The following is a 24,760-nucleotide window of genomic DNA, read 5'->3' as shown; positions in this document are numbered from 1 at the left end:
GGCGCAAGGCCAGGCTTGTCACGTCAAACGCGGCGTCAGAGCGAAAGCGCCACCGTTTCGCAGAGGTCACCAACCTGCGGGATTCTCTCCCATTGTTACCCTCGTATTGTCGCCGCGAAGTCTAAATTGCGCCCGATTTCGGCTCGATAAGCGGAAAATAAGAAACAGAAATTACAAGCCGAAGGGTGTTTGGGATGGATCGCCTGACTGAAATGGAAGCCTTTGCCACGGTTGTGGATCAGGGGGGCTTCACCGATGCAGCCAAGAAGATGGGCATCTCCAAATCGGCTGTGTCGAAGCATGTCTCGGCGTTGGAGGCGCGCCTCGGCGCACGTCTTCTGAATCGCACCACGCGTCGCGTTTCGCCGACGGAAATCGGGCTGGCTTATTACGACCGCGCGCGTCGCGTTCTCAACGATGCGGGCGAGGCCGATGCGCTGGTGACGTCGATGCAGACGGCGCCCTCGGGGCTGCTGCGCATCTCGGTCGCCACCGATTTCGGTGTGAACCTTCTCTCTCCCGTTCTGGGCGAATTCCTGCAGGAATTCCCCGAAATCACCGTGAATATGGTGCTGAACAACCGCTACGTCGAACTTATTTCCGAAGGGTTCGACATGGCGATCCGCGTCGGCGAACTGGAGGATTCGAGCCTGCGCGCGCGCAAGCTGACCGAGACTTCGCGCCGGATGATCGCCTCGCCAGACTACTTCAAGAAATTCGGCCGCCCCGAGCGGATCGACGATCTCAACAACCACAAACTGCTGCATTATTCGAACCAGTCGGCGGGCAATGTCTGGAAGTTGACCGCGCCTTCGGGCGAACGGCGTCAGGTCCGCTCGGCGGGCTGGCTGACGGTCAATGACGGTCAGTCGCTGCTGCATGCCGCGACGGCCGGTCTCGGGATCGCTTACCTGCCCTCGTTCCTCTATGCCGACGCGATGCGCGAGGGCCTCGTGGAAGAAGCGATGCCCGATCTGCCGATGGAAACGCTGGGCATCTACGCAATCTATCCGCCGGGGCGTTTCACACAGCCGAAAGTGCGCGCTTTCATCGATTTCCTCGCCAAGACCTTCGCCGAGAAGGGCCCCGACAACTGGTGAGACCGAACTCCCTCCCGCGCCGGGCCATTCCGCCGGCTGGCGCTAACTCCGGGTCGAGGTGAGAACCGCTTCGACCCGTCTGTTTTTCTCGCGTCCCTCTTTGGTCAGATTGCTTGCGCGCGGGGCGAGGAAGCCCGCCCCCTCGGCGCTGACCTGTGACGCCGCCACCCCGTAATCGCCGATCAATTTTTGCCGTGCCGATTGCGCGCGTTTCTTCGACAGCGCGATATTGGCCGCGAGCGAACCGACCGCATCGGTATGACCCACCAGCATCACCTGATAATCCGGGTTGGCCTTGAGGAACTCGGCCAGCGCCTGCAGCGAGGCGAAATCGCCCTCGCCGAGCGCGGATGCCCCCGATGGGAAGTCGAGATCGTCGAGCGCGACCGAGCCCTGCGCCTCCAGCGTCTGCGCAAGCGCGGAGGGGGCGACGGCCGGGGCATCGGCGCGCGGCAGAACCGGCGCGGTTTGCGGCGCGCCGAGCGGGTCGTCGGGCCGAGCGGGGGTGACGTCCTGCACCCGCAGCTCGGTCACCTGAATGAAGCCCGACTCGGACGACCGCGAGACGGTGATCCCAAGGTAATCGGCATCCTTGCGCGCCGCGATGTAGCGGAAATCGCCCAGATCGACATGCATCGCGGGCTCGGACAGCAGGTCGAGCGCGTAGCGAAAATCGAAGCCGCCGCAGGCCTGCGTGTCGCACTCATAGAGGATGTCGTAGCCCGCCTGCTTGAGCTGATCGCGCAGCGGCGCGAGGATCTGTAGCGTCGTATTCTGATTGGCCCGCAGCTGATAGGCCGTGTCGGAGCGCGCACCCTCGAGATCGCGGGTCTCGAGCTTGCCGTCCTGCCACGGACCGACCGCCAATTGGTAGCTGGTGGCGGGGCTCGTTTCCTGCGCGGATTGGGTGGCGCCGGCGGGCAACGTCAGATCTAACGAGGCGGCGCATGTGGCGTGGGGCAGGCTGGCGGCGAGCAGACTGGCCAGCAGGAGTGGCGCGCGGCGGATCATGCCACCTCCGGCGCGCGGCGATAGTGATACTGCGCGCGAACTTCCATGCCGAAGCTCTCGGCGAGGGCGTTCGAGGCGTCATTGGCGAGCGTCGTGATCATCTCGAACCGCTCTGCCCCGGCCTCAACGGCCCAGCGAGCGCCCTCGTAGATCATCTCGCGCGCGAGGCTCATGCGGCGGTATTTCGGCGCAACGGCGAGCGCGTGGAGCATCGCCGCGTCCTCGTAGAGAGCGATATAGGCAACGCCCGCGGCCCGGTCGTCCTTGCGGCCCAGAACGCAGGTTTTCGGCACCTCTGCGCGGTCCATGATCGCCTGCCGCTCGGGCCCGACATCCAACTCGGTCCAGAGGTCGCGGGCGATCTGCAGCGGCGGCCAATGGGCGAAAGCGGTCACGGGCGGCACCTCGCCCTGCATCGCCGCGATCGGAGCCGACCAGATCCGCACCGGGTCATAAGCTTCGTAGCCGCGCGCCTCCAGAACCGCGTCGAGCGCCTCGTCTCCCGCGCGGATCATGAAGCGCGGACGCTGGCCCAAAGCGCGATGCGCAGCTTCGGCGGCGGGAATGTCGGCCTGCTCCAGCGGGACTTCCAGCGTAGCGCAGCTGACGCGCGATCCGCCGCCTTGCCCATCGCGGATCAGAAATCCGCCTGCACGGCGATATTCGGCGGCTGGCCAGGTCGCGTCGATGATCGCGTAGGCGTCGATCATGTGCCCTCCGGGAAGGCGGCCGTCAGCGCGGCGAAGCCCGCCTCGACCTGATCGGGATCGGTGCCGCGCAGCACGAGATTGGTGCCGTAGCGGCCTTCTTGAACGAAAGGATAAGAACCGATCGAAAGGTCGGGGAAGCGGCCAGCCAGCGCGCGCAGATCATCGGCCACCGACGATTCCGCCCGCAGAACCTGCAGGCTGCGCGAGAGCATCGGCGCGCCGCCGGTGAGCTTCGGCAAAAGCCCTTCGACCATCGCCTGAAAGATGTTCGGCACGCCCGCCATCACATGGACATTGCCCAGCGAGAAACCCGGCGCGGCAGAGACCGGGTTCTCGATCAGCTCGGCCCCGTCGGGGATCCGCGCCATGCGCAGGCGCGCGGAGGTGAACTCAGCGTCGCGCGCGGCGTAATGCGCGGCGAGGATCGCCTTGGCATCCTCGCGCACGTCGAGCTTGGCGCCCATCGCCTCGGCTACCGCATCGGCGGTGATATCGTCATGGGTCGGGCCGATCCCGCCACTGGTGAAAAGGTGATCATGGGCTGCCGAAAGCTCCCGCACCGCGGCAACGATCACGTCATTGTCGTCCGGCACCACGCGGATCTCGCGGCAGGTGATTCCGCGCTCGACCAGCTGTCCGGCCAGATAATGGGCGTTTCCCTCGCGGGTGCGCCCCGAGAGGATTTCATCGCCGATGATCAGGATCGCTGCGGTGGGATTTGGCATCTGTGAGGCTCCTTTCGACTTGGTATAGGGCGCGGAACGGGGCGCGAAAAGCCCGGGCACTGGCCAAGCCCCGCTTTTGTGACTATCTAAAGGCCGAAACCCTTAAGGAGCAGACCGTTGGACGATACTCAGGGCCGCACCACGAAGGACGGGATCCGGATCTACGATCAGAGCGATTTTGCAGGAATGCGCGCCGCCTCGCAGGTGACGGCGCAGATCCTCGACGAGGTCGCCGACCTGGTGGAGCCGGGGGTCACGACCGCAGCACTCGACGCCTTTATAGAACGCCGCGTGGGCGAGTTGGGCGCGACCTCGGCGACCATCGGGTATCGCGGCTATCAGCACGCGAGCTGCATCTCGGTGAACCATGTCGTCTGTCACGGCATCCCGGGCGACAAGAAGCTGAAGGACGGCGATATCATCAATATCGACGTGACCGTGATCCTCGACGGCTGGTTCGGGGACAGTTCGCGCATGTATGTCGCGGGCAACCTGAGCCGCAAGGCCGAGCGTCTGATTCAGGTCACCCATGACTCGCTCATGGTCGGCATCGAGCAGGTGAAGCCCGGCAACACCTTTGGCGATATCGGCCACGCGATCCAGAAATTCGTCGAAAGCAACCGCATGTCGGTGGTGCGCGATTTCTGCGGTCACGGCGTGGGCAAGGTGTTCCACGCGCCGCCGAACGTGTTGCATTACGGGCGCGCGGGTACCGGCGCGATGCTCGAAGAGGGCATGATCTTCACGATCGAGCCCATGGTGAACCTCGGCCGCCCCGAGACAAAGGTTCTGGCCGACGATTGGACCGCCGTGACGCGGGATAAATCGCTGTCGGCGCAGTTCGAGCATTCGGTGGGTGTGACCGCCGATGGCTGCGAGATCTTCACCACCTCGCCGGCGGGGCGCTTCCACCCGACTTGGCGCTAAGGTTCAGGAGTTAGTGGGGGCGCTGCCCCCGCTGGCTGCGCCAGCCCTGCGCTTGCGCTTCGGGCGTTCGCCGGGGCGTCCTTCCACTGGAAGGCGGCTGATCCCGGCTCACCCCCCGGGATATTTTAGCCAAGCCGAAGATCAGGGGTCGAGGCCGATGAGCCGCGGCACCTGACGCATGTCGGTGAAGAGCTCTGCGCCTTCCGCCGCGAGCCGCGGATTGTCGCCTTTCGGCGAGTAGCCCAAACAACGCATCCCCGCGTTTTTCGCCGCACGCGCCCCGGTAGGACTGTCTTCGATCACCACGCAGGCCGCCGGATCGGCGCCCAGATGGCGCGCGGCATGGATGTAGAGATCGGGCTTTGGCTTTGGCATGCCCATGTCCTGACCCGAGAACAGCAGCCCCTCCAGCCGCGTGCGGATATCCGGGTGCTGGCCCAGTGTCGCCTCCATCTTCGCTTTCCGGCCGTTCGAGCCGACCGCGAAGGGAATGCCTTCCGCATCGAGACGCGCGAGAAGGCGCGGGATGCCGGGCATCAGCTCGGTCCCCTCGCGCAACCGCGCGTAGAGCGCCTTGTAATAGCTGTCGACCCAGCCCTCTGGCAGATCGGCCCCATGCTCGCGGCCCCATTGATAGACGTTCTCGATGGTGGATCCGATGAAGGCGTCTTCCAGTTCGGAGATCGTCTTGTGCACGCCGTAGCGGCCGAATTCTTCCTGAATCAGATCGAAGGTCGCGGGCTCGCTGTCGACGAGCACCCCGTCGCAATCGAACAGGACGGCGTGCGGGATCGGGTGGTGTTGCGTCATTCGGGCATCCGGGCAAGAGTTACGAGCGTGTCGCCATAGCGACGCTGGTCGAGCTGTTCGAGGGCGGCGGGCAGGATCGGCGCGGTGTTCTCCTCCCAAACGATCATCGCACCCGGAGCGATCCATCCATTCTCGAGACAGGAGGCGAGGGCGCGTTCGCCCAAGCCCATCCCGTAGGGCGGATCGAGGAAGATGAGGTCGTAGCCGGGGCCGCGATTGGGGCCCATATTGGTCGCATCGCGCCGCCAGACATCCGTCACGCCCATCGCGCGCATAGCCTCGATGTTGCGGCGCAGAAGCGCGCGGGCGGCGGTGCCGTCATCGACGAAAGCCACGCGAGCCGCGCCGCGCGACAGCGCCTCCAGCCCCAGTGCGCCGGTACCTGCGAAGAGGTCAAGCACCCGCGCCTCGGGCACCGGATTGCCGTGCCCGCCATTGGTCAGCAGGTTGAAGATCGACTCCCGCACGCGGTCGGTCGTGGGGCGCAGATGGGCATCCATATCGCCTACACCCACATCCGCCAGCTTCAGCCCGCGTTTCGCGCCTCCGATAATTCTCATTTCATCAGGGCTTTCAGCTCTGCCGTGGTCTCGACCGCCTCGGACGTGACGGGTTTGCCAGCTTCGATCAGGCGCTTGCCGACCATGTAGGCGCGCGCGTCATTGATCGCGTCCACTGCGATCAGGCGGCCGTCGCGGAAATACCAGAAGCTGCTGCCCTCATCGCGGCGGGTGACGACCCGGTCGTAGCCTGCATTGAGCCCGGCGATCTGCAGCTTCGCGTCGAACTGGTCCGACCAGAACCACGCTTTCGGGGCGTAAGGACGACCTGCACCCAGCATGTTCTCGGCGACCAGCTCGCCCATGTCGATCGCGTTGCCGACGGATTCGAGGCGGATCCGCTCCTCTGTGCCGGGGAAGGAGGCACAATCCCCCGCCGCCCAGATATGGGGCGCGGAGGTGCGGCCCTGTTCGTCGGCAGCGATGCCGTTCTCGCAATGGATACCGGCTTCGCGGGCGACTTCCTCGTCGGGGGTGATGCCGATGCCCACGATCACGAAATCGGCGGGCAATTCGCGCCCGTCCTCGAGGATCGCGCCGGTGACGGTCCCCTCGCCGGTCAGTCGCGTCAGGCCGACCCCTTCGAGAATTTTCACGCCGCGCTCGCTGTGCAGCGCGCGGATCGCGTCTGCGGTCTCCTTGCAGGCGACGCGGCCGAGGATGCGTGGTGCGGCCTCGACCAGCGTCACCTCGAGGCCGAGCTTGCGCGCGACCGCGGCCGCCTCGAGCCCGATATAGCCGCCGCCTATAACGACCAGCCGCTTGCCGGCGGTGAAAAGGGGCTGCATCCGGTCGACATCGGCGAGGTTGCGCACGGTGAAGACATTGCCCAGATCGCCGCCAATCGCGGCGGGCAGGCGGCGCGGCGTGGCCCCGGTGCAGAGCGCCAGTTCGGCATAATCCAGCGTCTCGCCATCCGACAGGGTCACCGTCCGCGCCTCGGTGTCGATTGCGGTGACCGAGGTGCCGAGCCGCAGCGTAATGTCGTTTTCCTGCCACCAGTCCGGGGCGCGCAGGGTCAGCCGCTCCAGCTCCATCTCGCCCAGCAGATAGGCTTTCGACAGCGGTGGGCGTTGATAGGGGGGCACCGGCTCTGCGCCGATCACGGTGATCGTGCCGTCATATTTCAGTGCCCGCAGTTTCGCGGCCATCGAGGCTGCGGCCTGTCCCGCGCCGACGATCACTATTCCACCCATATCTTTCTCCACTGGCCCGGCTCGCGCATGACCCTATATCGACGGGCGGAACAAGTGCAACGCGAACAAATCGGAGCTTTTCATGACTATTTCGACCGGCGACGTTCTTCCTGGCGCGACTCTCCTCGCGATGGGCGATGAAGGGCCGCAACCCGTGAGCCTTGGCGACAAGATGAAGGGCCGCAAGATCGTGATCTTCGCGGTGCCGGGCGCCTATACCGGCGTCTGCACGACCGCCCATGTGCCGAGCTTCATCCGCACCAAGGACCAATTTGCGGAGAAGGGCGTGGATGAGATCATCTGCGTCTCGGTCAACGACCCCTTCGTGATGAAGTCGTGGGGCGAGGCGACGGGCGCGACCGAGGCGGGGCTGACCATGCTGGCCGACCCGGAAGCCGCATTCACGCAGGCGATCGAGATGGATTTCACGGCGCCGCCCGCGGGTCTCATCAACCGCTCGAAGCGCTATGCGATGCTCGTCGAGGACGGTGTGGTCAAGCAGCTGAATGTCGAGGAAAGCCCCGGCACCTGTGAAGCCTCCGCAGGCGAAGGGCTTCTCGCGGAGATCTGATCCGCGGCCCAAATGCAAAGGAAAACGCCCGGCCAAGGAGCCGGGCGTTTTTCGTCAGTCTTCGTCTTTCGGAACCGGCTCGGCCAGTCGCATCAACGGGCGTCCGATGTCGCGATCGACCTCGGCGACGCCTTCGGCCAGCGAGTCCAGCGCACCGGCTAGCTCGATATCGAGCACGCTGATGCCGCCGCAGTCATGGGTCGTCAGCGTGATCTCGAGCTTGTTGTAGACGTTGCGCCAGTCGGGATGGTGATCCATCTTTTCGGCGCAAAGCGCGGCTTGGCTCATGAAGCCCCACGCGGCGGAGAAGTCCTTGAACAGGAGCCGCTTGATCAGGGCATCCTGTCCATCGGCCGCGCGCCATCCGGTATCTTCAAGCGCGTTCAGCAGCGCCCTGCGTTCCTCGGGTTCGAGCTTCGAAGTCATCGCTTACTCCCTGATACGTTAAGCTGGCCCGCAGCCTTGCAGCAGCGGGCCGCCAGTTCAAGCGGCGCCGCTTTCGCGTGTCACGCTGCGGGTTTCGATCTTCGGCACCTGCACCACTTCGAGCGTGCGCGTAGGGAAGGGGATGCCGATGCCGTTCGCGTCGAACTCCTCCTTGATCTTGCGGGTATATTCCGCCTGAAGCCCCCAGAAGTCGGCGGTTGTGGCCCAGACACGGAAGGTAAAATCGACCGAGCTGTCGCCGAGCTGCTTCACGCGGATCACCGGCGCGGGCTCCGGCAGGGCGCGCGGATCGGAGAGCGAGATCTTCTCCAGCACTTCCTGCGTTTTCTTGAGATCCGCGTCATAGGCGACGCCGATCGTCAGATCCATCATACGTGTCGGATTGGCGGAGTAATTGGTGATCGCGCTCGACCAGATGTCGCTGTTGGGCACGATGATCTGGATGCCGTCATAGGTCGTCAGGACCGTGTAGAAGAGCTGAATCTCGGTCACCGTGCCGCTTTCCGAGCCCGCGGCGATGTAGTCGCCTTGGCGGAACGGGCGGAACAGGATGATCATCACCCCGGCGGCGAGGTTCGACAGCGTGCCCTGCAGCGCGAGACCGATGGCCAGACCGGCAGCACCGACGAGGGCGGCCAGCGACGTGGTCTGGATGCCGAAGCGGTTTAGGATGAAGATCACCCCGATCGCGAGGATCAGGTATTTCACCATGTTCCCGAGGAAGCCGAAGAGCGTGTCGTCCAGCCGCTTGTAGCGCTGCGACAGCGCCACGATGCGCCGTTTGGCCCAGGCCGAGATCGCCATTGCGACCAGCAGGATCACCAGCGCAGCCACCACATTCACCGCAACCATGATGGCCGCATCGATCCGATCCTGCGTCAGCCACGCGCTGACATCGGTCAGGTCATTGAAATTCATTCATCGCTCCCGTCATACGTCCTTTAACACTGCTACTTATCACGCCTGCTCATCGCTGCCACCCGAGGGGCTCCGGAATGGGCCCATTTCGGTAAGTATCTCGATATCTTCGTCCACGGCGGCGCGTTCGGCTTCCAAGTACTCCGCGACCGCGCCGCGCAGACCTTGATGGCCAATCCAGTGCGCCGAATGGGTGGCGACGGGCAGGTAGCCGCGCGCCAGCTTGTGTTCGCCCTGCGCGCCGGCCTCGACCCGGCTCAGCTTGTGCGCGATCGCGTAATCGACCGCCTGATGGTAGCAAAGCTCGAAATGCAGGAAGGGGTGATCCTCGATACACCCCCAGTAGCGCCCGAACAGAGCCTCGCGCCCGATCAGGTTCAGCGCACCGGCGATCGGGCGGTCGCCGTTCATCGCAAGCACCAGAAGCACGTCGTCGCGCATCTCGTGCAGAAGATCGAAGAAGGCACGAGTCAGGTAGGGGCGGCCCCATTTTCGCGCGCCAGTGTCCTGATAGAACTGCCAGAACGCGTCCCAATGCTCGGGCCGTATGTCGTCGCCGGTCAACTGCACGATCTCGCCGCCGAAGGCCTGCGCCCGCTGACGCTCCTTGCGCAAAGCCTTGCGCTTGCGTGAGCTCAGTTCGCCGAGGAACTGGTCGAAACTCTCATACCCCTCGTTGAACCAATGGAACTGCTGCCCGATCCGTGGCAGCCAGCCCGCTTCGGTGGCAAGCTCAGCCTCGTCCTCGGTACAAAACGTCATATGGACCGAGGAAACCCCGGCCCCTTCCGCGATCTGCGCCATGCCAGCCAGAAGCGCGCGGCCCCCGGCCTCTTCCAGCCCCGGCAGAACCAGCAGACGCCGCCCGGCCACTGGGGTGAAGGGCACCGCGCATTGCAGCTTGGGGTAATAGCGCCCGCCCGCGCGCTCGAACGCATCGGCCCAGCCGTGATCGAAGACATATTCGCCCTGACTGTGCGATTTCACGTAGAGCGGCGCGACGCCGATGATCCGATTGCCCATCCGCGCCACCAGATGCCGCGCATCCCAGCCCGTGCCCGGCCCGACCGAGCCGGAGGCCTCGAGGGCGGCAAGAAACCGATGTGTGGTGAACGGGTCGAACGCCCGTTCCCCATCCCCGGTTTCGGGGCAGGCGCAGGCATTCCAGTCTGTTTCACTTATTTCGGAAATATCCGAATAAAGCGTGATTTCAACGCTTTGATCCATTTCATCCCGGGAGGTTAGGCGATCCTTTGCCTGAATCTGTGCCCCGCGCGCTCCGCGTCAAGCCGGAAGCGCCGAGAGGTAGCCTTCGAAGGTCACGTTATCGGCGACCCGCCGCGCCAGCGCCTCCTCGTCGACGGAGCGGATCGTCCAGCACAGAACCGGCACGCCGAGCGATTTCAGCTCGGTCACCCGAAGCGCGTTCAGGTCCTTCGCCTCATGCGAGATGAAGGCCGCCCCGACGCGATCGAAATCGGGGATGTGGCGCAGCTCGTCGCCGCGCGCCGCGGGCAGCAGAGCCCAGTCATTGGGCTGGTAGGCCGAGGTTGTCAGACCGACAGCGACGTCCGGGGCCAATTCGCCGAAAGCCGCCACCGCATGGGGGTTGAAGGACATCACTGCGACCGGGCCCTCGTAATCGCGCAGCAACAGCGCCGTCGCCTCCTCCAGCGCGCCGATCTGCGAACCGAGAGCCCCGTCCTGATCCTTGATCTCGACCAGAAGCGGCACTTGGCCTTTCACGATCTCCAGCACTTCGGCGAGGGTCGGAATACCTTCCTCCGTGCCGCTCAGATGGATCGCACCCAGCTCCGCCGCCGTTCGCTGGCGTACCGGGCCGCGCTCTGCGGTCAGCCGGTCCAGCGCGTAGTCGTGAAACACCATCGGCACGCCATCGGCGGAGAGCTGCACGTCGATCTCGATTCCGTAACCCGCGGCGATTGCCGCGCGGATCGCCCCGCGGCTGTTCTCAGGGCGGCCCAGCGTGTAGTCGTGCAAAGCCCTATGCGCGATCGGAAGCCGGAGAAAATCAGGATGCAATGCCATCACGCGACCTCGAAAATCGCCTCGATCTCGACTGCGACGCCCATCGGCAGCGAAGCCGCCGAGACCGCCGAACGCGCGTGACGCCCGGCTTCGCCGAAGACCTCGACCATCAGGTCGGAGCAGCCGTTGATGACCTTGGGCTGATCGGTGAAATCAGCGGTGGAGTTCACGAATCCCACCAGCTTCACCACGCGGAGTTTGTCGAGATCGCCGATGGCGGCTTTCGCCTGGGCGATCAGAGCCAGCCCGCAGAAACGCGCCGCCATCGCGCCCTCTTCGACATCCATGCCGTCGCCGAGTTTGCCGCGGATCAGACCCTCGGGCCCGTTCGAGATTTGCCCCGAGACGAACAGCTGATTGCCGGTGCGCACGAAGGGCACGTAATTCGCGGCCGGTGCCGGGGCATCGGGAAGCTGAATCCCCAACTCTTCGAGACGTGCTTCGATCTTGGCCATTGCGCCCTCCATGTGAAATTCGACGCGAGGCTAGGCGCGCGCCTTTTCTCCCGCAAGCGGAATCGCTTCTCTTCTTCTTGATGAAAATATCCCGGGGCGCGATAGCGCAGGGTAGAGCCCCTTCACCCTTTAGTTTTGTCGCCCTACGGCGACGAGGGCGGAGCCCCTTGCTGTTACGCCACCAGCGCCTCGGCCTTCTTCAGGTCGACCGAGACGAGCTGGCTCACGCCCTGCTCCTGCATCGTCACCCCGAACAGCCGGTCCATCCGCGCCATCGTCACCGCATGGTGGGTGATGATCAAAAAGCGCGTATCGGTGCGCCGCGTCATCTCGTCGAGCAGGTCGCAGAAGCGCGTAACGTTGGCGTCGTCTAGCGGCGCGTCGACCTCGTCAAGCACGCAGATCGGCGCGGGGTTGGCCATGAAGACCGCGAAGATCAGCGCCATCGCGGTCAGCGTCTGCTCCCCGCCCGACAACAGCGACAGCGTGGACAGCTTCTTGCCCGGCGGCTGGCACATGATCTCGAGACCGGCCTCCAGCGGGTCGTCGCTTTCGACCAGTTGCAGGTTCGCAGAGCCACCGCCGAAGAGGTGGGTGAACAGCGTGCGGAAGTTCTCGTTCACCTGCTCGAACGCGGTCAGAAGACGCTCGCGCCCTTCGCGGTTGAGTCCCGAAATCCCGGCGCGCAGCTTGCGGATCGCCTCTTCGAGATCGGATTTCTCCTGCACCAGCGCGTCATGCTCTTCCTGTACCTCGCGCGCATCTTCCTCGGCGCGCAGGTTGACTGCGCCGAGGCTCTCGCGCAGTCGCTTGAGCCGGTTCACTTCCGCGTCGAGCTTCTCCGCGTCGGGCATCTTATCGGGATCGGTATCGAGGCTTTCCAGCAGATCCTGCGGCGACTTCTCGGTTTCCTCGAGGATGCGTTCGGCGGCATAGGCGACGGTTTCGCGCGCCGCGTCGACGCGGGCCTCGGCGCGGGCGCGGGCTTCGCGCGCCTCGCCAGCCAGTCGTTCGGCCTCGCGCTCGGCCAGCTGCGCCTCGCGCAGGGCGGTTTCCGCGCCCGACAGCTTTTCCGACGCTTCGGCCTGACGCGCTTCGGCGGTGGCAATGGCTTCCGACAGCTCGGCGCGTTTCGCGGCCAATTCCTCAGGGGCGGCGGAGGCGTCTTTCAACTCCGCCTCGCTCTCGATCTTGCGGGTTTCCAGCTCGGCGGAGCGTTTCTCTGCGGTCTCCAGCCGGTGCCGCCAACCGGAGATTTCCTTGGTGATCTCCTGCCGACGCTTCAGCCGCGCCTCGCCCTCGCGACGGATTTCGTCATGGGCGGAGCGCTTGGTCATCATCGTCATCCGCGCCGCTTCGACGGTCATCTTCACAGCCTCGACGTCGCCGCGCGCGGCGTCCAGATCGGGCAGGGAGGATTGCGCATTCTCCGCCTCGCGCAGCGCCATCCGCGCGCTGCTAGCTTCTTCCTCGTGGCGTGCGACGGCGAGCTGTGCGCTTTCAAGCTTGGAGCTGGCGATGGAACGATCGGCCTCGGCGCGGCTGAGCGCGCGGCCCGCCTCGGCCAGACGGCGATCGGCCTCGCGGCGCGCCTCGCGGGCGCTGGCATCGGCGCGTGTGGCCTCGGCCAGCGCGGCGGTCAGCGCCTCATGAGCGGATTTCGCGCCCGAAGCGCGCGCCTCGGCCTCTTCGAGATCGCGCTTCAATTCCACCAGACGGTTGAGCTGTTGCAGGCGCAGTGCGGCGGCGGTCGGGGCATCCTCGGCGCCGGCGCGATAGCCGTCCCAGCGCCACAGGTCGCCCTCGGTCGACACCAGCCGCTGACCGGGGGCCAGCTGATCCTGCAGCCGCGCGCCCTCGTCATAATCCTCTACCAGACCAATCTGCGAAATCCGGCGGACCAGCACGTCGGGCACGTCGACATGGGCCGAGAGCGGCTCGACCCCGGCGGGCAGGGGGTGCGGCGTGGGATAGTCGGGGAGGGCTTGCCAGCCGGTCGCGTCATCCTCGCCGACTTCCGGCGCGCGCAGGTCATCGGCGAGGGCGGCACCAAGGGCCGCCTCGTAGCCACGATCCACCCGGACGCGGTCGAGAATTTGCTGACCGTTGGAGGCTTCGCGCTCGACCAGACGAGCCAGTGCCGAGACTTCGGCGCGCAAGGCCCCCGCTTCGCCCTCGGCCTCCGAGCGCGCTGCCCGGGCTGCGCTTTCGCGGCCCTGCGCCTCGGCGCGCGCGTCATCGGCGGCGGCCAACGACTCTTCGGCAGCTTCGGCGGCAGCTTGCGCTTGTGTCTGTGCGCCTTCGGCCGCCTCGAATTCCGCATTCGCCTTCGCAAGCGCGGCGGCAGCAGCCTCGGCAGCTTCCTTCGCCTGCGCGGCGGCGGCCTCGGATTTCTCGGCCGTTGCGCGGTTGTCGGTCACCAAACGCTGCGACGACTGGTGGCGGGCCGCGAGCCGCGCGACATCCTCGGTCAGTTCCGACAGTTGCGCCTCGCGCTCCTGCAGAATCTGCGCGGCCTCATGGGCGGCATCGACCGCTGCGGCCAGCTTGTCTTCATGCCCCTCGGAGGCTTTCGCGATCTGCGCCTGCTCCCATTCGAGCCGCCCGATCGTCTCCCCCGCATCGCGATTTAGGCCCGCTTCGCGCTCCATGTCGCGCACGAGCTGCTCGATCCGCGCCTTCAGCGTCTCGATCCGCGCAATCGCCTGATCTTCCTGATCCGAGAGCGCGTCGCGCTGTACGGTGAGGCGTTGCAGGATCGCGCCTGCGATGGCTTCTTCCTCGCGCAGCGGCGGCAATGCGTCTTCCTTGCCCTGCCGGGCTTTCGCCGCCTCGCGGGAGGCTCTCTCGGCTTGCGCGGCCCCGGTGACCTTCTCGCGATGCGCCTCTTCGGCGGTCGTGCGGGCCAGATCGGCTTCGCGCCAACGACGATACAGCAGCATCCCCTCGGCGCGGCGCAGCTCTTCGCCGATGGTGCGGTAGCGCGCGGCCTGACGGGCCTGCCGGGCGAGGGTAGCCAGCTGCGAGGCGAGTTGCTCGATCACGTCATCGACGCGCGTCAGGTTCTGCTCGGCGCCGTTCAGCTTCAGCTCCGCCTCGTGGCGGCGCTGATAGAGCCCGGAAATCCCGGCCGCTTCCTCGAGGATGCGGCGACGGTTCTTCGGCTTGGCGTTGATCAGCTCGGAAATCTGGCCCTGCCGCACGAGTGCGGGCGAATGCGCGCCGGTCGAGGCGTCCGCGAACAGCATCTGAACGTCTCGAGCGCGCACGTCCTTGGAGTTCACCTTGTAGGCCGAGCCCGCATCGCGGGTGATCCGGCGCACGATCTCCAGCCCGTCGCTGTCGTTGAACCCCGAGGGCGCGAGCCGCTCGGTATTGTCGATCTGCAGCGCGACTTCCGCGAAATTGCGCGCGCCCCGCGACGAGGCCCCCGCGAAGATCACGTCTTCCATCCCGCCGCCGCGCATCGCCGAGGGGCGGTTCTCGCCCATCACCCAGCGCAGCGCTTCCAGGAGGTTCGACTTGCCGCAGCCATTGGGCCCGACGACGCCGGTCAGCCCGTCATGGATCACGAGATCCGTGGGGTCCACGAAGCTCTTGAAACCGTTGAGACGTAGCCGAGAGAAGCGCAATTGCCGAACTTTCCGAATCTGAATGAGTACTGAGAAGTGTCCGTAGAGCAGGCCTGCGAGTCAATGGGAAGACACTTCATCTGGAGATGATGGCGGCATTATCCACAAGATATTGGCGTATTCTCGCCGGTGTTTCGCGCAATTTGCGCTCCGGATTCTCGAAGCCGGGAGGAGCGTGTCTCGCCTGAAGCTCTTGAATAGTCCGTCTTTTCCTTTTGTGCGGGCAGGCTTAGCATCGAAAGCGACCCAAGGAGCCGACCGATGATCCCAGCCCTGTCCCTGATCCTCGCCTGCCAACTCGCCGGCGAGATCCTGTCCCGCGCCTTGCAGCTACCGCTTCCCGGCCCGGTTCTGGGGATGATCTTCCTGCTGATCGTGATGAGCGTCTCGGGCAAGGTGCAGCAGATCGTGCGCCCCACTGCCCAGTTCGTCTTGCAACACCTGTCGCTTCTCTTCGTGCCGGCGGGCGTGGGGATCGTCGCGCATCTCGGCGCGCTGCGCGAGCATGGGGTGGGGCTGGCGGTGGCGCTGGTGGTCTCGACCATGCTGGCGATCGTGGTCGGTGCGGCGGTTTTCGTCGCGGTGGCGAAGCTGACGCGGAGCGATGTGGATGACTGATCCGTTCAAGCTCTGGTCCTATCTGTCCTCCGAACCGCTGCTGTGGCTCTGGGCGACGCTAATCGCCTATTGGATCGGGGATGCGATCTTCAAAAGCGTGAACCGCAACCCCTTCGCCAATCCGGTGATGATCGCGGTGGTGATCCTCGGCGCGGTGCTCCTGATGACCGGCACGCCCTATCAGCGCTATTTCGATGGGGCGCAATTCGTGCATTTCATGCTGGGTCCGGCGACGGTCTGCCTGGCGGTGCCGCTGCATGCGAACCTGCCCAAGGTGAAGCGCGCCCTGCTGCCGATCGTAGCGGGGCTGGTGGCGGGGTCGGTCACGGCCATCGTCTCGGTTCTGGCGATTGCGAAGGCGATGGGGGCGGGGCCTGAGTTGCTCGCCTCGCTCGCGCCGAAATCGGTGACGGCCCCGGTGGCTATCGGGATTTCGCAAAGCTTGGGCGGGGAGCCGTCGCTGACGGCGGCGTTGGTGATCCTGACCGGGATGATCGGGGCGATCACGGTGACGCCGATGCTCAACCTGCTGGGCTTTCGCGACTGGCGGGCGCGGGGCTTCGCGGTGGGCGTCGCGGCCCACGGGATCGGCACGGCGCGCGCCTTTCAGGTACATGAGACTGCGGGGGCCTTTGCGTCCATCGGCATGGGGCTGAACGCGGTGCTGACCGCCTTCCTCGCGCCGGTCGTGCTGAGTTACTTCGGTTAATACTGCCTCGGCGGGCGGGCCTTGTAGACCGGGAGCTTCCAGCCGAAGCGCAGCGATCCAGCGCGCAGCGCAAAGGTCACGCCGCCGCAGATCAGCAGCGCCAGCAGCGTATCCGCTCCGAGCGCCGTCGCGACCAGCGCGCTCGCTGCCCCTGCGAAGGCACAGGACAGGTAGAGCTCGCCCTGTTTGAGGACCAGCGGCACCTCGTTGCAAACCACGTCGCGCATCAGGCCCCCGAAGGTGCCGGTGGCGATGCCCATGATCAGCACGATGACCGGGCCATGCTCCAGCCGCATCGTGATCGCCACGCCCGCCGGTACCGCCACCGCCAATGCGCAGGCATCCAGCCACAGCAGTGCACGATAGCGGCTTTCCAAGAGGTGCGCGGTGAAGAAGACCACCACCGCCGCCCCCGCCGCGATCAGCACATAGGTGGGATCGCCGACCCAGAAGACCGGGTCACGGCCGAGAAGCAGGTCGCGCAGGGTGCCGCCGCCGATAGCAGTCAGCGCGGCAACGAAGATGAAGCCCACGAGGTCGAGCTGCTGGCGCGAGGCGACCAGCGCCCCGGTCAGTGCGAAGACCAGCACCGAAGCGTAATCCAGTGCCGCACCCACGGGAAAATCTCCCAGCCATGCGGGTAAGGCGGTCATTTTTGCTTGGCCGGTTTGAAGGGCTCCATCCCGGCGCGGGCCAATTCATCGGCGCGCTCGTTCTCCGGGTGGCCCGCATGGCCCTTGATCCATTCCCAGGTCACGAGATGGCGGCGCTGCGCCTCGTCGAGCCGCTGCCAGAGATCGACGTTCTTCACCGGTTTCTTCGCCGCAGTCTTCCAGCCGTTGCGCTTCCAGCCGTGGATCCAGCCGGTCACGCCGTTCTTCACGTATGCGGAGTCTGTGGTGATCGTGATCGCGGTGTCGCGGGTCAGGGCCTCCAGCGCGTTGATCGCGGCCAGAAGCTCCATCCGGTTATTGGTGGTCTCGGCCTCGCCTCCCTTGAGCTCGCGCTCCTTGACGACCGCTTCGCCGTCCATCGCGCGCATCAAGACGCCCCAGCCGCCGGGGCCGGGATTGCCGCTGCACGCGCCATCCGTCCATGCGTAAAGCTTAGCCATCGAGACCCACATAGCCGTCGAGCTTAGCGATCCGGTCGAGCCAGCGGCGCAGCGCCGGGAAGGGCTCGAGATCATAGCCGCCGCGCGTGTCGGCGGTGTGGGTATAGGCGTAGAGGCAGATATCGGCGAGACTCATCGCGTCGCCTGCAAGCCAATCCGCCTGCTCCAGCCGCTGCTCCATGATGCCCAAAAGGACGTGGCCGCGCACTTCCAGCGCGTCAAGCGTCTCCTGCGTTCGCTCATGGCCGCGATGCGGATAGCAGAGGATCGCGGCGCGCACGGCGATGACGCCCTCGTGCTGGTTCTGCTCCCAGAACATCCAGGACAGCATCTGCGCCCGGGCGAAACGATCCTCCGGCACGAAGCGCGAGCCTTCGCCGAGATAGGTCAGGATCGCGTTGGATTCGCCCAGCACCCGCCCGTCATCGAGTTGGAGCGTGGGTGCTTTGCCGAAGGGAAGGGCCCCGCTTTCATGAGCCTCGGCCAAAGCGTCGCTGTCATATTCCACATCGACCCGGTCGTAGCTCTGACCGAGCAGCGCCATCAGCAGACGCACCTTGTAGCTGTTGCCCGAGGAGGGCATCGAATAAAGCTTCATCTCGTTACGTCCTTACGATCGCGATCAGGCAGGCGACGACGACTGCCGTCAGGCCGATGCGCAGTTTCAGCCACCAGAGCGGCGTATGACCGAACTTCTGGAACAGCCAGTCGAGCGGCAGCAGGGCGAGGAAGCCGAGAAGCAGCACGAAATTCACCGGCATCCCGAGCGCCACGAAAGCGATGAAGAAGAGGACCGGGGCCACGGCGAGGAAATAGCCCGTCTCCCATTCCGCCCGCGCCGCGAAGCCCCAGAGGCTGCCCGCCATGAAGCAGAAGATCATCAGGCCATAGGCGAGCACGGCTACACGCGGATCGGCGACGAAGGCGAATTGCCCGGTCTGCACCACCAGCACGCCCCAAAGGAACGGGATCAGCCCGGCAAGGCCGAGGATCAGCGCGCCGCCGGGGATTTTCGGACCCATACCGCGCATCACGAGGCTTCCCGCAATACGCGCGGCACCTTGAACTCGATGTCCTCGCGGGCGGTTTCGATCTGGTCGACCGTCAGGTCGAAGCGTTGGCGGAAAGCGTCGATCACCTCGTCGATCAGCACTTCCGGTGCTGACGCGCCTGCGGTCACGCCGACCGTCTTCACGCCTTCCAGCGCGCGCCAGTCGATATCCTCGGCGCGTTGCACGAGTTGCGAATAGGCGCAGCCCGAAGCCTTGCCGACCTCGACGAGACGCCGCGAGTTGGACGAGTTCGGCGCGCCGATCACCAGCAGCGCGTCGATCTGATCGGCCATCGCCTTCACCGCCGCCTGACGGTTCGTGGTGGCATAGCAGATGTCTTCCTTGGCGGGGCCGACGATCTTCGGGAAGCGGTCCTGCAGGGCCTCGACGATTGCTGCCGTGTCATCGACCGAAAGCGTGGTCTGGGTGATAAAGGCCAGTTGGTCGGGGTCGCGCGGTGTGATCTTGGCCACGTCTTCGACCGTTTCGACCAGTAGCACCTCGCCTTCAGGCAGTTGCCCCATCGTGCCGAGAACTTCCGGGTGGCCGGCATGGCCGATCATGACCATCTGCAGCCCCTCGTTCGAGTGCCGCTCGGCTTCCTTGTGGACCTTGCTCACCAGCGGGCAGGTCGCGTCAACATAGATCATCTCGCGCCGCGAAGCCTCGGCGGGCACCGATTTCGGCACGCCGTGGGCCGAGAAGATCACCGGTCGGTCGTCGGGGCATTCGTCGAGCTCTTCGACAAAGACGGCGCCTTGGTCGCGCAGGCTGTCGACGACGTATTTGTTATGCACGATCTCGTGGCGCACATAGACCGGGGCGCCCCATTTCTCGAGGGCCATCTCGACGATCTTGATCGCCCGGTCGACGCCCGCGCAAAAGCCGCGCGGGGCTGCGAGATAGAGTGTCAGGGAGGGTTTCATCGCGCGCTCCTTTGTTCGGGTTCAGACGTAAAGCTCCACCAGCCTCGCGTCCAGAGGCGATCAGCTTGCAAGCCCGATGGCCTGTGCCGTCAGCCATGCCAGCACCGCGTAGCGTCCCGCTTTCGCGATGAAGACCAGCGGCAGGAACAGCCACATCGACATCCGCAGGATGCCCGCGACGAGGCAGATCAGGTCGCCTCCGGGCGCCCAGCTCAGCAGCAATAGCCCGATCCCCCAGCGCTCGAACCAACGGTGGCCGCGCGCGAGCTGCGTCTCGTTCGCGGGAAACCATTTGCGATCTTTCCAGCGGGTCACGCCGAGACCGATCGCATAAGTGACGAGCGAGCCGATCGTATTACCCACGGCGGCGACGAGGATCATCAGCCAGATATTCTGGGTGCCGAGGGTCTGCAGCGCCACAAAAACCACTTCCGACTGGAAGGGGATCGGCGTGGCGGCCAGAAGGGCCGAGACGAAGAGGCCGAGCAGGGAGACGTTTTCGAGCATCAGGGCTTTCGTGAAAAGCAGCCGGGAGAACGATCCCGGAAAAGACGAAGGGCGCGCAGGTGATCCGCACGCCCCTTCAATCACGAATTACGGCCCGCGTCAGGCCCCGGATCAGCTCTCGCTGCCGTCTTCGCCTTCGCGCGGCTCGCGAGGCGGACGCCCGATAACTTCGCGCAGCGCGTCGAGTTCGATGAAATTATCGGCCTGGCGACGCAGTTCGTCAGCGATCATCGGCGGCTGCGAGCGGATCGTCGAGACGACCGAGACACGGCAGCCCTGACGCTGAAGGCTTTCGACCAGCGGCCGGAAATCGCCATCGCCAGAGAACAGCACGATATGATCGAGGCGCGGTGCGAGCTCCATCGCGTCGACGGCCAGCTCGATATCCATATTGCCCTTCACCTTTCGGCGGCCCATGGAATCCGTATATTCCTTCGCGGGCTTGGTAACCATCGCGAAGCCGTTGTAATTCAGCCAATCCACCAGCGGACGGATCGGCGAATATTCTTCGCTCTCCAGGAGGGCTGTGTAATAAAACGCGCGCACGAGTTTGCCGCGGCGCTCGAATTCTTGTCTCAACAGCTTGTAATCAATATCAAAGCCAAGCGCCTTGGCGGCCGCATAAAGATTAGATCCGTCTATGAACAGGGCGAGTCGTTCGTCCTTGTAGAACATACAGTCCTCTTGCACAGGTGGGGTGGACCAGATCGCTCATGTGCCGATACGGAAAGGATTAACCGTATCTTAGTCTTGCACAGGCGGGGAGGGCCGACCAGATTTAACTAGGACATATCGCATTTCGCGAGGGAAACGGAATCTGTCTTTATGGACACTAACTATTTGGTCGCTTTAGGGGCGAATTTACCGAGCCAATATGGGTCTCCTCGCGAAACGCTCTGCGCCGCTTTGGAGCGCTTGGAGCAACTGGGTTTTTCCATGGTGGCAATTAGCCGCTTCTGGTCGACGCCCGCCGTTCCCGCTGGGGCCGGTCCCGACTTCGTGAACGCTTGTTGCAAAATGCGATGCAATTTGCAACCTCGCGATGTCCTCGCGCAACTTCATGTCTTGGAAGAAGAATTTGGCCGCGTGCGGGAAGGCCGCTGGAGCGCGCGGGTCATTGATGTTGACCTGATTGCATCAGAGGAGCGGGTTCTGCCGGATCGCGACGCCTTTTTGCGCTGGCAGAATCTTCCGCAGGACGCGCAGCAGCGCGAGGCCCCGAGCGAGCTGATCCTGCCGCATCCGCGCTTGCAGGACAGGGCTTTCGTGCTGATTCCCCTTGCCGAAATCGCGCCGCTCTGGCCCCATCCGGTGACGGGGCAAAGCGTGATGGAGATGCTTGCAGCGCTTCCGGAGGCGGAAAAATCGTCGATTTCTCCGCTATGAGGGGGGCAAAACCCTGCGGGCGGGGTGGATGGGCGCTTGTGTTTCCGCACTGCAAAGCCTAAGTAGGGCCCTCAATCCGAGTTCTTCTGGAGAGATTCATGGCCCGCGTGACGGTTGAAGATTGCGTTGACAAGGTTCCGAACCGCTTCGAGCTGGTAATGCTTGCTTCGCATCGTGCCCGCGAAATCGCTGCTGGCGCTCCCATCACGGTCGAGCGCGACAACGATAAAAACCCCGTCGTCGCTCTGCGCGAAATCGCCGAGGAGACCCAATCGGCCGAGGATCTGCGTGAGCGTCTCATCGAGAGCAACCAGACCCAGATCGAGGTCGACGAGCCCGAAGAGGACTCGATGGCGATGCTCATGGGTGGCGAATCCCCCGATCGTGCCGTCGAGGACGACATGAGCGAAGAGCGCATGCTGCGCGCGCTGATGGACGCGCAAGGGCGCGAGTAATCCACTGATTGGCCGGAACGAGCGCGAATGATCGACGTCGAAGACCTGATCGCGCTCGTCCGCAATTATAATCCCAAGACCGATGCGGATCTGATCCGGAAGGCCTATGCCTACGGTAAGGATATGCATGAAGGGCAGTTCCGGCATTCGGGCGAGCCCTATTTTTCGCATCCCGTCGCGGTGGCGGCGATTCTGACCGAACAGCGTCTGGATGATGCGACCATCGTCACCGCCCTTCTGCACGACACGATCGAAGACACGCGCTCGACCTATGGCGAGGTCGCCGGGATGTTCGGCGAGCAGATCGCCGAGCTGGTCGACGGCGTCACCAAGCTGACCAACCTGCAACTCTCGAACGCGGCCTCGAAGCAGGCGGAAAACTTCCGCAAGCTGTTCATGGCGATGTCGAAAGACCTGCGGGTGATCCTCGTGAAGCTCGCCGACCGCCTGCACAACATGCGGACGATCCGTTCGATGCGGCCGGAAAAGCAGGCTCAGAAAGCGCGCGAGACGATGGAGATCTACGCGCCGCTCGCAGGCCGGATGGGTATGCAGTGGATGCGTGAGGAACTCGAAGACCTCGCCTTCAAGGTACTCAACCCCGAGGCGCGCACCTCGATCATTCGGCGCTTCGTCAGCCTGCAAAAGGAAACCGGCGATGTGATACCGAAGATCACCGCCGACATCCGCGCGCTGCTCGAAGACGAGGATATCGACGCCGACGTGTTCGGTCGCGCGAAGCGGCCCTATTCGATTTGGCGCAAGATGGAGGAGAAGCAGCTCACCTTCTCGCGCCTGTCGGATATCTACGGCTTCCGCGTCATCACTCGCACCGAGATGGACTGCTACCGGGTTCTCGGGCTGATCCACCACCGTTGGCGCGCGGTGCCGACCCGCTTCAAGGATTATATCAGCCAGCCGAAGACCAACGGCTATCGCTCGATTCACACCACGGTGTCGGGGCGCGACGGCAAGCGCGTCGAGGTGCAGATCCGCACCCGCCAGATGCACGAAGTCGCCGAGGCAGGCGTCGCGGCGCATTGGTCCTATCGCGATGGCGAGCGCGCGCAGAACCCCTTCGCGGTCGATCCGGCGAAATGGTTGGCCTCGTTGAGCGAGCGGTTCTCGGACCCCGATGGCGATGGCGATCACGACGAGTTTCTCGAGAACGTCAAACTCGAGATGTATTCCGATCAGGTCTTCTGCTTCACGCCGAAAGGCGATGTGGTGAAGCTGCCGAAAGGCGCCACTCCGATCGATTTCGCCTATGCGATCCACACGCGTATCGGCAATAGCTGTGTCGGCGCCAAGGTCGACGGCATCCGCGTTCCGCTCTGGACGCGCTTGAAAAACGGCCAGTCGGTCGAGGTGATCACCGCCTCGGGCCAGCGTCCGCAGTTGACCTGGCTCGATATAGTGGCGACCGGGCGCGCCAAGGCAGCGATCCGCAAATCGCTGCGTGAGGAAGATCGCGACCGCTTCATCAAGCTGGGTCAGGAATTGGCACGGGTGGCGTTTGAGCATGTCGGCCGCCGCGTGACCGACAAGGCGCTGCGCACCGCCGGCAAGGCGCTGGGGATCGGCGATCAGGACGAGGTTCTCGCGCGGCTCGGATCTGCGGAACTGGCGGCCTCGGACGTGTTGGACGCGCTTTACCCGGAACTCGCGCAACGCCGCGAAGGCGCCGAGATCGAGCCGACCCGCGCCGTTCTGGGGCTCGCCGCCGATCAGAGCTTCCGCCGTGCCGATTGCTGCCAGCCGCTCCCGGGAGAGCGGATCGTCGGCATCACCTATCGCGGTAAGGGCGTGGTGATCCACGCCATCGATTGCCCCGCTCTCGAAGAGTTCGAGGATCAGCCCGAACGCTGGGTCGATCTGCATTGGAAAACCGGGCAACACCCGCCTGCCTATACCGCGACGCTCAAGGTCACGATCTCGAACGACGCGGGCGTGCTGGGACATATCTGCACCTTGATCGGCCAGCAGAAGGCAAATATTTCGGACCTCAACTTCGTGGAGCGCAAGCCGGATTTCTATTCGGTGCTCGTAGAGGTCGAATTGTGCGATGCGGAACATATGCATCGCCTGCTTACCGCCCTTGAGGCGGAGAGCGACGTGGCGCAGGTGGAGCGGATCAGGAACCTGTCGCGCAAACCCTGACGCACACGGCGCAGGGGGGAGAAAGGACGGCGGCGTGGTCTTCAGGCGGCGCGAAAAAAGGGGGCTTCTGGCCAACCTGCGCGAGGCGATCTGGCCGCGTTCGGGCTGGTCCCGGGCTTTCCAATACGTCAAGCACCGCGTCAACCGACTGCCCGACCGCCCGCATCGCATCGCCCGCGGCGTCTGGGCCGGGGTCTTGGTCTCGTTCACGCCGCTCTTCGGATTTCACTTCGTCAGCGCGGCGGCCGTGGCCTGGATCATGCGCGGCAATATCCTCGCGGCGATCCTCGCCACCTTCTTCGGCAATCCGGTCACCTTCCCGATCATCGCTGTCTTCTCGACGAAGCTTGGGCACAAGATCCTGGGCGACCGGCTCGATCATGGCGGAGAGCCCGAAAGCCTGCTGCAGACCTTTCAGGCGGCGAGCCACGATCTGCTGCATAACTTCTGGGCGATGTTCACCCCCGAACATGCCGAATGGAGCGGTTTGGAGCGGTTCTTCACCGACGTCTGGCTACCCTACTTGATCGGCGGAATCGTTCCCGGCGTGATCTCGGCGACCATCTGCTACTACGTGTCCTTGCCGATCATCACCGCCTATCAGAACCGGCGGCGTAGTCGGCTCAAGGCGCGGCTCGAGAAGATGCGGGCGAAGATCAAGCGCGAGGAAAGGGCGGCGGCGAAGGCCGAGAAGTCCGAGGATTGAACCGATCCGGCTCGCC

At 64.6% G+C, this 24,760-nt stretch carries 28 protein-coding genes; 9 read left to right on the top strand and 19 right to left on the bottom strand.

What is annotated here, in order from left to right:
- Positions 1–194: 194 nt before the first annotated feature.
- On the top strand, positions 195–1,100 hold the full coding sequence (locus tag B6V72_RS09250; protein WP_075775383.1) for a LysR family transcriptional regulator: 906 nt from the start codon (positions 195–197) through the stop codon (positions 1,098–1,100).
- 42 nt (positions 1,101–1,142) lie between these two features.
- On the opposite strand, the gene B6V72_RS09245 is transcribed toward B6V72_RS09250, so the two are convergent.
- Genes B6V72_RS09245 through B6V72_RS09235 form a run of 3 tightly spaced genes read right to left on the bottom strand, consistent with a single transcriptional unit; the run spans position 1,143 to position 3,546 of the window.
- The gene (locus B6V72_RS09245; protein ID WP_088735393.1) at positions 1,143–2,111 is read right to left on the bottom strand and encodes an OmpA family protein; all 969 of its coding nucleotides are present in this window, start codon (positions 2,109–2,111) and stop codon (positions 1,143–1,145) included.
- Complete coding sequence (locus B6V72_RS09240) at positions 2,108–2,821, bottom strand: GNAT family N-acetyltransferase (protein ID WP_075775384.1); 714 nt, start codon at positions 2,819–2,821, stop codon at positions 2,108–2,110. The genes B6V72_RS09245 and B6V72_RS09240 overlap by 4 nt, the downstream gene beginning before the upstream one ends.
- Positions 2,818–3,546 carry a molybdopterin-binding protein gene (locus B6V72_RS09235; protein ID WP_088735392.1) on the bottom strand — a complete coding sequence of 243 codons (729 nt, stop codon included), beginning with the start codon at positions 3,544–3,546 and terminating at the stop codon, positions 2,818–2,820. The genes B6V72_RS09240 and B6V72_RS09235 overlap by 4 nt, the downstream gene beginning before the upstream one ends.
- Before the next feature lie 117 nt (positions 3,547–3,663).
- Here B6V72_RS09235 and map point away from each other — a divergent pair, with 117 nt between their 5' ends.
- Entirely contained in the window at positions 3,664–4,473 is an 810-nt protein-coding gene (gene map, locus B6V72_RS09230) for a type I methionyl aminopeptidase (RefSeq protein ID WP_075775386.1), read from the top strand.
- A 141-nt stretch (positions 4,474–4,614) separates the two neighbouring features.
- On the opposite strand, the gene B6V72_RS09225 is transcribed toward map, so the two are convergent.
- Genes B6V72_RS09225 through B6V72_RS09215 form a run of 3 tightly spaced genes read right to left on the bottom strand, consistent with a single transcriptional unit; the run spans position 4,615 to position 7,039 of the window.
- On the bottom strand, positions 4,615–5,283 hold the full coding sequence (locus B6V72_RS09225) for an HAD family phosphatase (protein WP_240497709.1): 669 nt from the start codon (positions 5,281–5,283) through the stop codon (positions 4,615–4,617).
- Positions 5,280–5,843, bottom strand: a complete 564-nt coding sequence (gene rsmD / locus B6V72_RS09220; protein WP_088723107.1) for a 16S rRNA (guanine(966)-N(2))-methyltransferase RsmD — start codon at positions 5,841–5,843, stop codon at positions 5,280–5,282. Before rsmD ends, B6V72_RS09225 begins: the two co-directional genes overlap by 4 nt.
- Positions 5,840–7,039 carry an FAD-dependent oxidoreductase gene (locus B6V72_RS09215; RefSeq protein ID WP_088735391.1) on the bottom strand — a complete coding sequence of 400 codons (1,200 nt, stop codon included), beginning with the start codon at positions 7,037–7,039 and terminating at the stop codon, positions 5,840–5,842. The genes rsmD and B6V72_RS09215 overlap by 4 nt, the downstream gene beginning before the upstream one ends.
- An 82-nt stretch (positions 7,040–7,121) precedes the next feature.
- Here B6V72_RS09215 and B6V72_RS09210 point away from each other — a divergent pair, with 82 nt between their 5' ends.
- Positions 7,122–7,610: a peroxiredoxin gene (locus B6V72_RS09210; protein WP_075775390.1), complete on the top strand. Its 489-nt coding sequence runs from the start codon at positions 7,122–7,124 to the stop codon at positions 7,608–7,610.
- Between the two features lie 54 nt (positions 7,611–7,664).
- Here B6V72_RS09210 and B6V72_RS09205 read toward each other — a convergent pair whose 3' ends face one another.
- The 6 genes from B6V72_RS09205 to smc form a co-directional block, all read right to left on the bottom strand.
- Positions 7,665–8,036: a 4a-hydroxytetrahydrobiopterin dehydratase gene (locus B6V72_RS09205; RefSeq protein ID WP_088723105.1), complete on the bottom strand. Its 372-nt coding sequence runs from the start codon at positions 8,034–8,036 to the stop codon at positions 7,665–7,667.
- Between the two features lie 57 nt (positions 8,037–8,093).
- Positions 8,094–8,975 (bottom strand): mechanosensitive ion channel domain-containing protein, encoded by an 882-nt coding sequence (locus B6V72_RS09200; protein WP_075775392.1) that lies wholly within the window; start codon positions 8,973–8,975, stop codon positions 8,094–8,096.
- A 39-nt stretch (positions 8,976–9,014) separates the two neighbouring features.
- Positions 9,015–10,202, bottom strand: a complete 1,188-nt coding sequence (locus B6V72_RS09195; RefSeq protein ID WP_088735390.1) for a GNAT family N-acetyltransferase — start codon at positions 10,200–10,202, stop codon at positions 9,015–9,017.
- Between the two features lie 57 nt (positions 10,203–10,259).
- A complete protein-coding gene (locus tag B6V72_RS09190) occupies positions 10,260–11,027 on the bottom strand; it encodes a glycerophosphodiester phosphodiesterase family protein (RefSeq protein ID WP_075775394.1) in 768 nt (255 codons plus the stop codon).
- Positions 11,024–11,479 carry a RidA family protein gene (locus tag B6V72_RS09185; RefSeq protein WP_088735389.1) on the bottom strand — a complete coding sequence of 152 codons (456 nt, stop codon included), beginning with the start codon at positions 11,477–11,479 and terminating at the stop codon, positions 11,024–11,026. The genes B6V72_RS09190 and B6V72_RS09185 overlap by 4 nt, the downstream gene beginning before the upstream one ends.
- 173 nt (positions 11,480–11,652) lie before the next feature.
- A complete protein-coding gene (gene smc / locus B6V72_RS09180) occupies positions 11,653–15,111 on the bottom strand; it encodes a chromosome segregation protein SMC (protein ID WP_088735388.1) in 3,459 nt (1,152 codons plus the stop codon).
- Between the two features lie 261 nt (positions 15,112–15,372).
- Between smc and B6V72_RS09175 the strand changes: the two genes are divergently transcribed.
- The gene (locus B6V72_RS09175) at positions 15,373–15,729 is read left to right on the top strand and encodes a CidA/LrgA family protein (protein ID WP_088719809.1); all 357 of its coding nucleotides are present in this window, start codon (positions 15,373–15,375) and stop codon (positions 15,727–15,729) included.
- Complete coding sequence (locus B6V72_RS09170; protein WP_088735387.1) at positions 15,722–16,438, top strand: LrgB family protein; 717 nt, start codon at positions 15,722–15,724, stop codon at positions 16,436–16,438. The genes B6V72_RS09175 and B6V72_RS09170 overlap by 8 nt, the downstream gene beginning before the upstream one ends.
- On the opposite strand, the gene B6V72_RS09165 is transcribed toward B6V72_RS09170, so the two are convergent.
- The 7 genes from B6V72_RS09165 to B6V72_RS09135 form a co-directional block, all read right to left on the bottom strand.
- Positions 16,435–17,055, bottom strand: coding sequence for a trimeric intracellular cation channel family protein (locus B6V72_RS09165; protein WP_240497708.1), 621 nt, complete (start codon positions 17,053–17,055; stop codon positions 16,435–16,437). The two genes, B6V72_RS09170 and B6V72_RS09165, sit on opposite strands and share 4 nt — an antisense overlap.
- Before the next feature lie 32 nt (positions 17,056–17,087).
- Positions 17,088–17,552 carry a ribonuclease HI gene (gene rnhA, locus B6V72_RS09160; protein WP_088735575.1) on the bottom strand — a complete coding sequence of 155 codons (465 nt, stop codon included), beginning with the start codon at positions 17,550–17,552 and terminating at the stop codon, positions 17,088–17,090.
- Positions 17,545–18,150, bottom strand: coding sequence for a glutathione S-transferase family protein (locus tag B6V72_RS09155; protein ID WP_088735386.1), 606 nt, complete (start codon positions 18,148–18,150; stop codon positions 17,545–17,547). Before B6V72_RS09155 ends, rnhA begins: the two co-directional genes overlap by 8 nt.
- Positions 18,151–18,154: 4 nt before the next feature.
- Positions 18,155–18,583: a DUF3429 domain-containing protein gene (locus tag B6V72_RS09150; RefSeq protein WP_077701026.1), complete on the bottom strand. Its 429-nt coding sequence runs from the start codon at positions 18,581–18,583 to the stop codon at positions 18,155–18,157.
- Entirely contained in the window at positions 18,583–19,530 is a 948-nt protein-coding gene (gene ispH, locus B6V72_RS09145; protein ID WP_088719805.1) for a 4-hydroxy-3-methylbut-2-enyl diphosphate reductase, read from the bottom strand. Before ispH ends, B6V72_RS09150 begins: the two co-directional genes overlap by 1 nt.
- A gap of 60 nt (positions 19,531–19,590) precedes the next feature.
- Positions 19,591–20,037, bottom strand: coding sequence for a YqaA family protein (locus B6V72_RS09140; protein ID WP_088723099.1), 447 nt, complete (start codon positions 20,035–20,037; stop codon positions 19,591–19,593).
- A 111-nt stretch (positions 20,038–20,148) separates the two neighbouring features.
- The gene (locus B6V72_RS09135; RefSeq protein WP_075775403.1) at positions 20,149–20,712 is read right to left on the bottom strand and encodes an NYN domain-containing protein; all 564 of its coding nucleotides are present in this window, start codon (positions 20,710–20,712) and stop codon (positions 20,149–20,151) included.
- A 150-nt stretch (positions 20,713–20,862) separates the two neighbouring features.
- On the opposite strand from B6V72_RS09135, the gene folK reads away from it, so the two are divergent.
- The 4 genes from folK to B6V72_RS09115 all read left to right on the top strand — a co-directional run bounded on the left by folK (position 20,863) and on the right by B6V72_RS09115 (position 24,744).
- Complete coding sequence (gene folK / locus B6V72_RS09130; protein ID WP_075775404.1) at positions 20,863–21,423, top strand: 2-amino-4-hydroxy-6-hydroxymethyldihydropteridine diphosphokinase; 561 nt, start codon at positions 20,863–20,865, stop codon at positions 21,421–21,423.
- Positions 21,424–21,521: 98 nt separating this feature from the next.
- Positions 21,522–21,878 carry a DNA-directed RNA polymerase subunit omega gene (rpoZ, locus tag B6V72_RS09125; protein WP_075775405.1) on the top strand — a complete coding sequence of 119 codons (357 nt, stop codon included), beginning with the start codon at positions 21,522–21,524 and terminating at the stop codon, positions 21,876–21,878.
- A 27-nt stretch (positions 21,879–21,905) separates the two neighbouring features.
- Complete coding sequence (locus tag B6V72_RS09120) at positions 21,906–24,038, top strand: bifunctional (p)ppGpp synthetase/guanosine-3',5'-bis(diphosphate) 3'-pyrophosphohydrolase (protein ID WP_075775406.1); 2,133 nt, start codon at positions 21,906–21,908, stop codon at positions 24,036–24,038.
- Positions 24,039–24,072: 34 nt separating this feature from the next.
- Positions 24,073–24,744, top strand: coding sequence for a DUF2062 domain-containing protein (locus tag B6V72_RS09115; RefSeq protein WP_075775407.1), 672 nt, complete (start codon positions 24,073–24,075; stop codon positions 24,742–24,744).
- Positions 24,745–24,760: the final 16 nt, after the last annotated feature.

This window comes from Thioclava sp. F34-6, assembly GCF_002213235.1.
GTDB lineage: Bacteria > Pseudomonadota > Alphaproteobacteria > Rhodobacterales > Rhodobacteraceae > Thioclava > Thioclava nitratireducens.
The sequence above is the reverse complement of the archived record's forward strand: the minus strand, read 5'-3'. Positions and strand labels throughout refer to the sequence as shown.

What these genes read in the sequence shown, in the direction of transcription:
- B6V72_RS09215 (WP_088735391.1), bottom strand. Translation starts at nt 7,039, where the DNA reads ATGGGTGGAATAGTGATCGTCGGCGCGGGACAGGCCGCAGCCTCGATG.
- B6V72_RS09225 (WP_240497709.1), bottom strand. Translation starts at nt 5,283, where the DNA reads ATGACGCAACACCACCCGATCCCGCACGCCGTCCTGTTCGATTGCGAC.
- B6V72_RS09200 (WP_075775392.1), bottom strand. Translation starts at nt 8,975, where the DNA reads ATGAATTTCAATGACCTGACCGATGTCAGCGCGTGGCTGACGCAGGAT.
- B6V72_RS09185 (WP_088735389.1), bottom strand. Translation starts at nt 11,479, where the DNA reads ATGGCCAAGATCGAAGCACGTCTCGAAGAGTTGGGGATTCAGCTTCCC.
- B6V72_RS09170 (WP_088735387.1), top strand. Translation starts at nt 15,722, where the DNA reads ATGACTGATCCGTTCAAGCTCTGGTCCTATCTGTCCTCCGAACCGCTG.
- B6V72_RS09140 (WP_088723099.1), bottom strand. Translation starts at nt 20,037, where the DNA reads ATGCTCGAAAACGTCTCCCTGCTCGGCCTCTTCGTCTCGGCCCTTCTG.
- rsmD (WP_088723107.1), bottom strand. Translation starts at nt 5,843, where the DNA reads ATGAGAATTATCGGAGGCGCGAAACGCGGGCTGAAGCTGGCGGATGTG.
- B6V72_RS09250 (WP_075775383.1), top strand. Translation starts at nt 195, where the DNA reads ATGGATCGCCTGACTGAAATGGAAGCCTTTGCCACGGTTGTGGATCAG.
- B6V72_RS09235 (WP_088735392.1), bottom strand. Translation starts at nt 3,546, where the DNA reads ATGCCAAATCCCACCGCAGCGATCCTGATCATCGGCGATGAAATCCTC.
- B6V72_RS09150 (WP_077701026.1), bottom strand. Translation starts at nt 18,583, where the DNA reads ATGCGCGGTATGGGTCCGAAAATCCCCGGCGGCGCGCTGATCCTCGGC.
- rpoZ (WP_075775405.1), top strand. Translation starts at nt 21,522, where the DNA reads ATGGCCCGCGTGACGGTTGAAGATTGCGTTGACAAGGTTCCGAACCGC.
- B6V72_RS09155 (WP_088735386.1), bottom strand. Translation starts at nt 18,150, where the DNA reads ATGAAGCTTTATTCGATGCCCTCCTCGGGCAACAGCTACAAGGTGCGT.
- folK (WP_075775404.1), top strand. Translation starts at nt 20,863, where the DNA reads ATGGACACTAACTATTTGGTCGCTTTAGGGGCGAATTTACCGAGCCAA.
- B6V72_RS09195 (WP_088735390.1), bottom strand. Translation starts at nt 10,202, where the DNA reads ATGGATCAAAGCGTTGAAATCACGCTTTATTCGGATATTTCCGAAATA.
- B6V72_RS09120 (WP_075775406.1), top strand. Translation starts at nt 21,906, where the DNA reads ATGATCGACGTCGAAGACCTGATCGCGCTCGTCCGCAATTATAATCCC.
- ispH (WP_088719805.1), bottom strand. Translation starts at nt 19,530, where the DNA reads ATGAAACCCTCCCTGACACTCTATCTCGCAGCCCCGCGCGGCTTTTGC.
- B6V72_RS09210 (WP_075775390.1), top strand. Translation starts at nt 7,122, where the DNA reads ATGACTATTTCGACCGGCGACGTTCTTCCTGGCGCGACTCTCCTCGCG.
- B6V72_RS09245 (WP_088735393.1), bottom strand. Translation starts at nt 2,111, where the DNA reads ATGATCCGCCGCGCGCCACTCCTGCTGGCCAGTCTGCTCGCCGCCAGC.
- B6V72_RS09175 (WP_088719809.1), top strand. Translation starts at nt 15,373, where the DNA reads ATGATCCCAGCCCTGTCCCTGATCCTCGCCTGCCAACTCGCCGGCGAG.
- B6V72_RS09205 (WP_088723105.1), bottom strand. Translation starts at nt 8,036, where the DNA reads ATGACTTCGAAGCTCGAACCCGAGGAACGCAGGGCGCTGCTGAACGCG.
- B6V72_RS09135 (WP_075775403.1), bottom strand. Translation starts at nt 20,712, where the DNA reads ATGTTCTACAAGGACGAACGACTCGCCCTGTTCATAGACGGATCTAAT.
- rnhA (WP_088735575.1), bottom strand. Translation starts at nt 17,552, where the DNA reads ATGGCTAAGCTTTACGCATGGACGGATGGCGCGTGCAGCGGCAATCCC.
- B6V72_RS09240 (WP_075775384.1), bottom strand. Translation starts at nt 2,821, where the DNA reads ATGATCGACGCCTACGCGATCATCGACGCGACCTGGCCAGCCGCCGAA.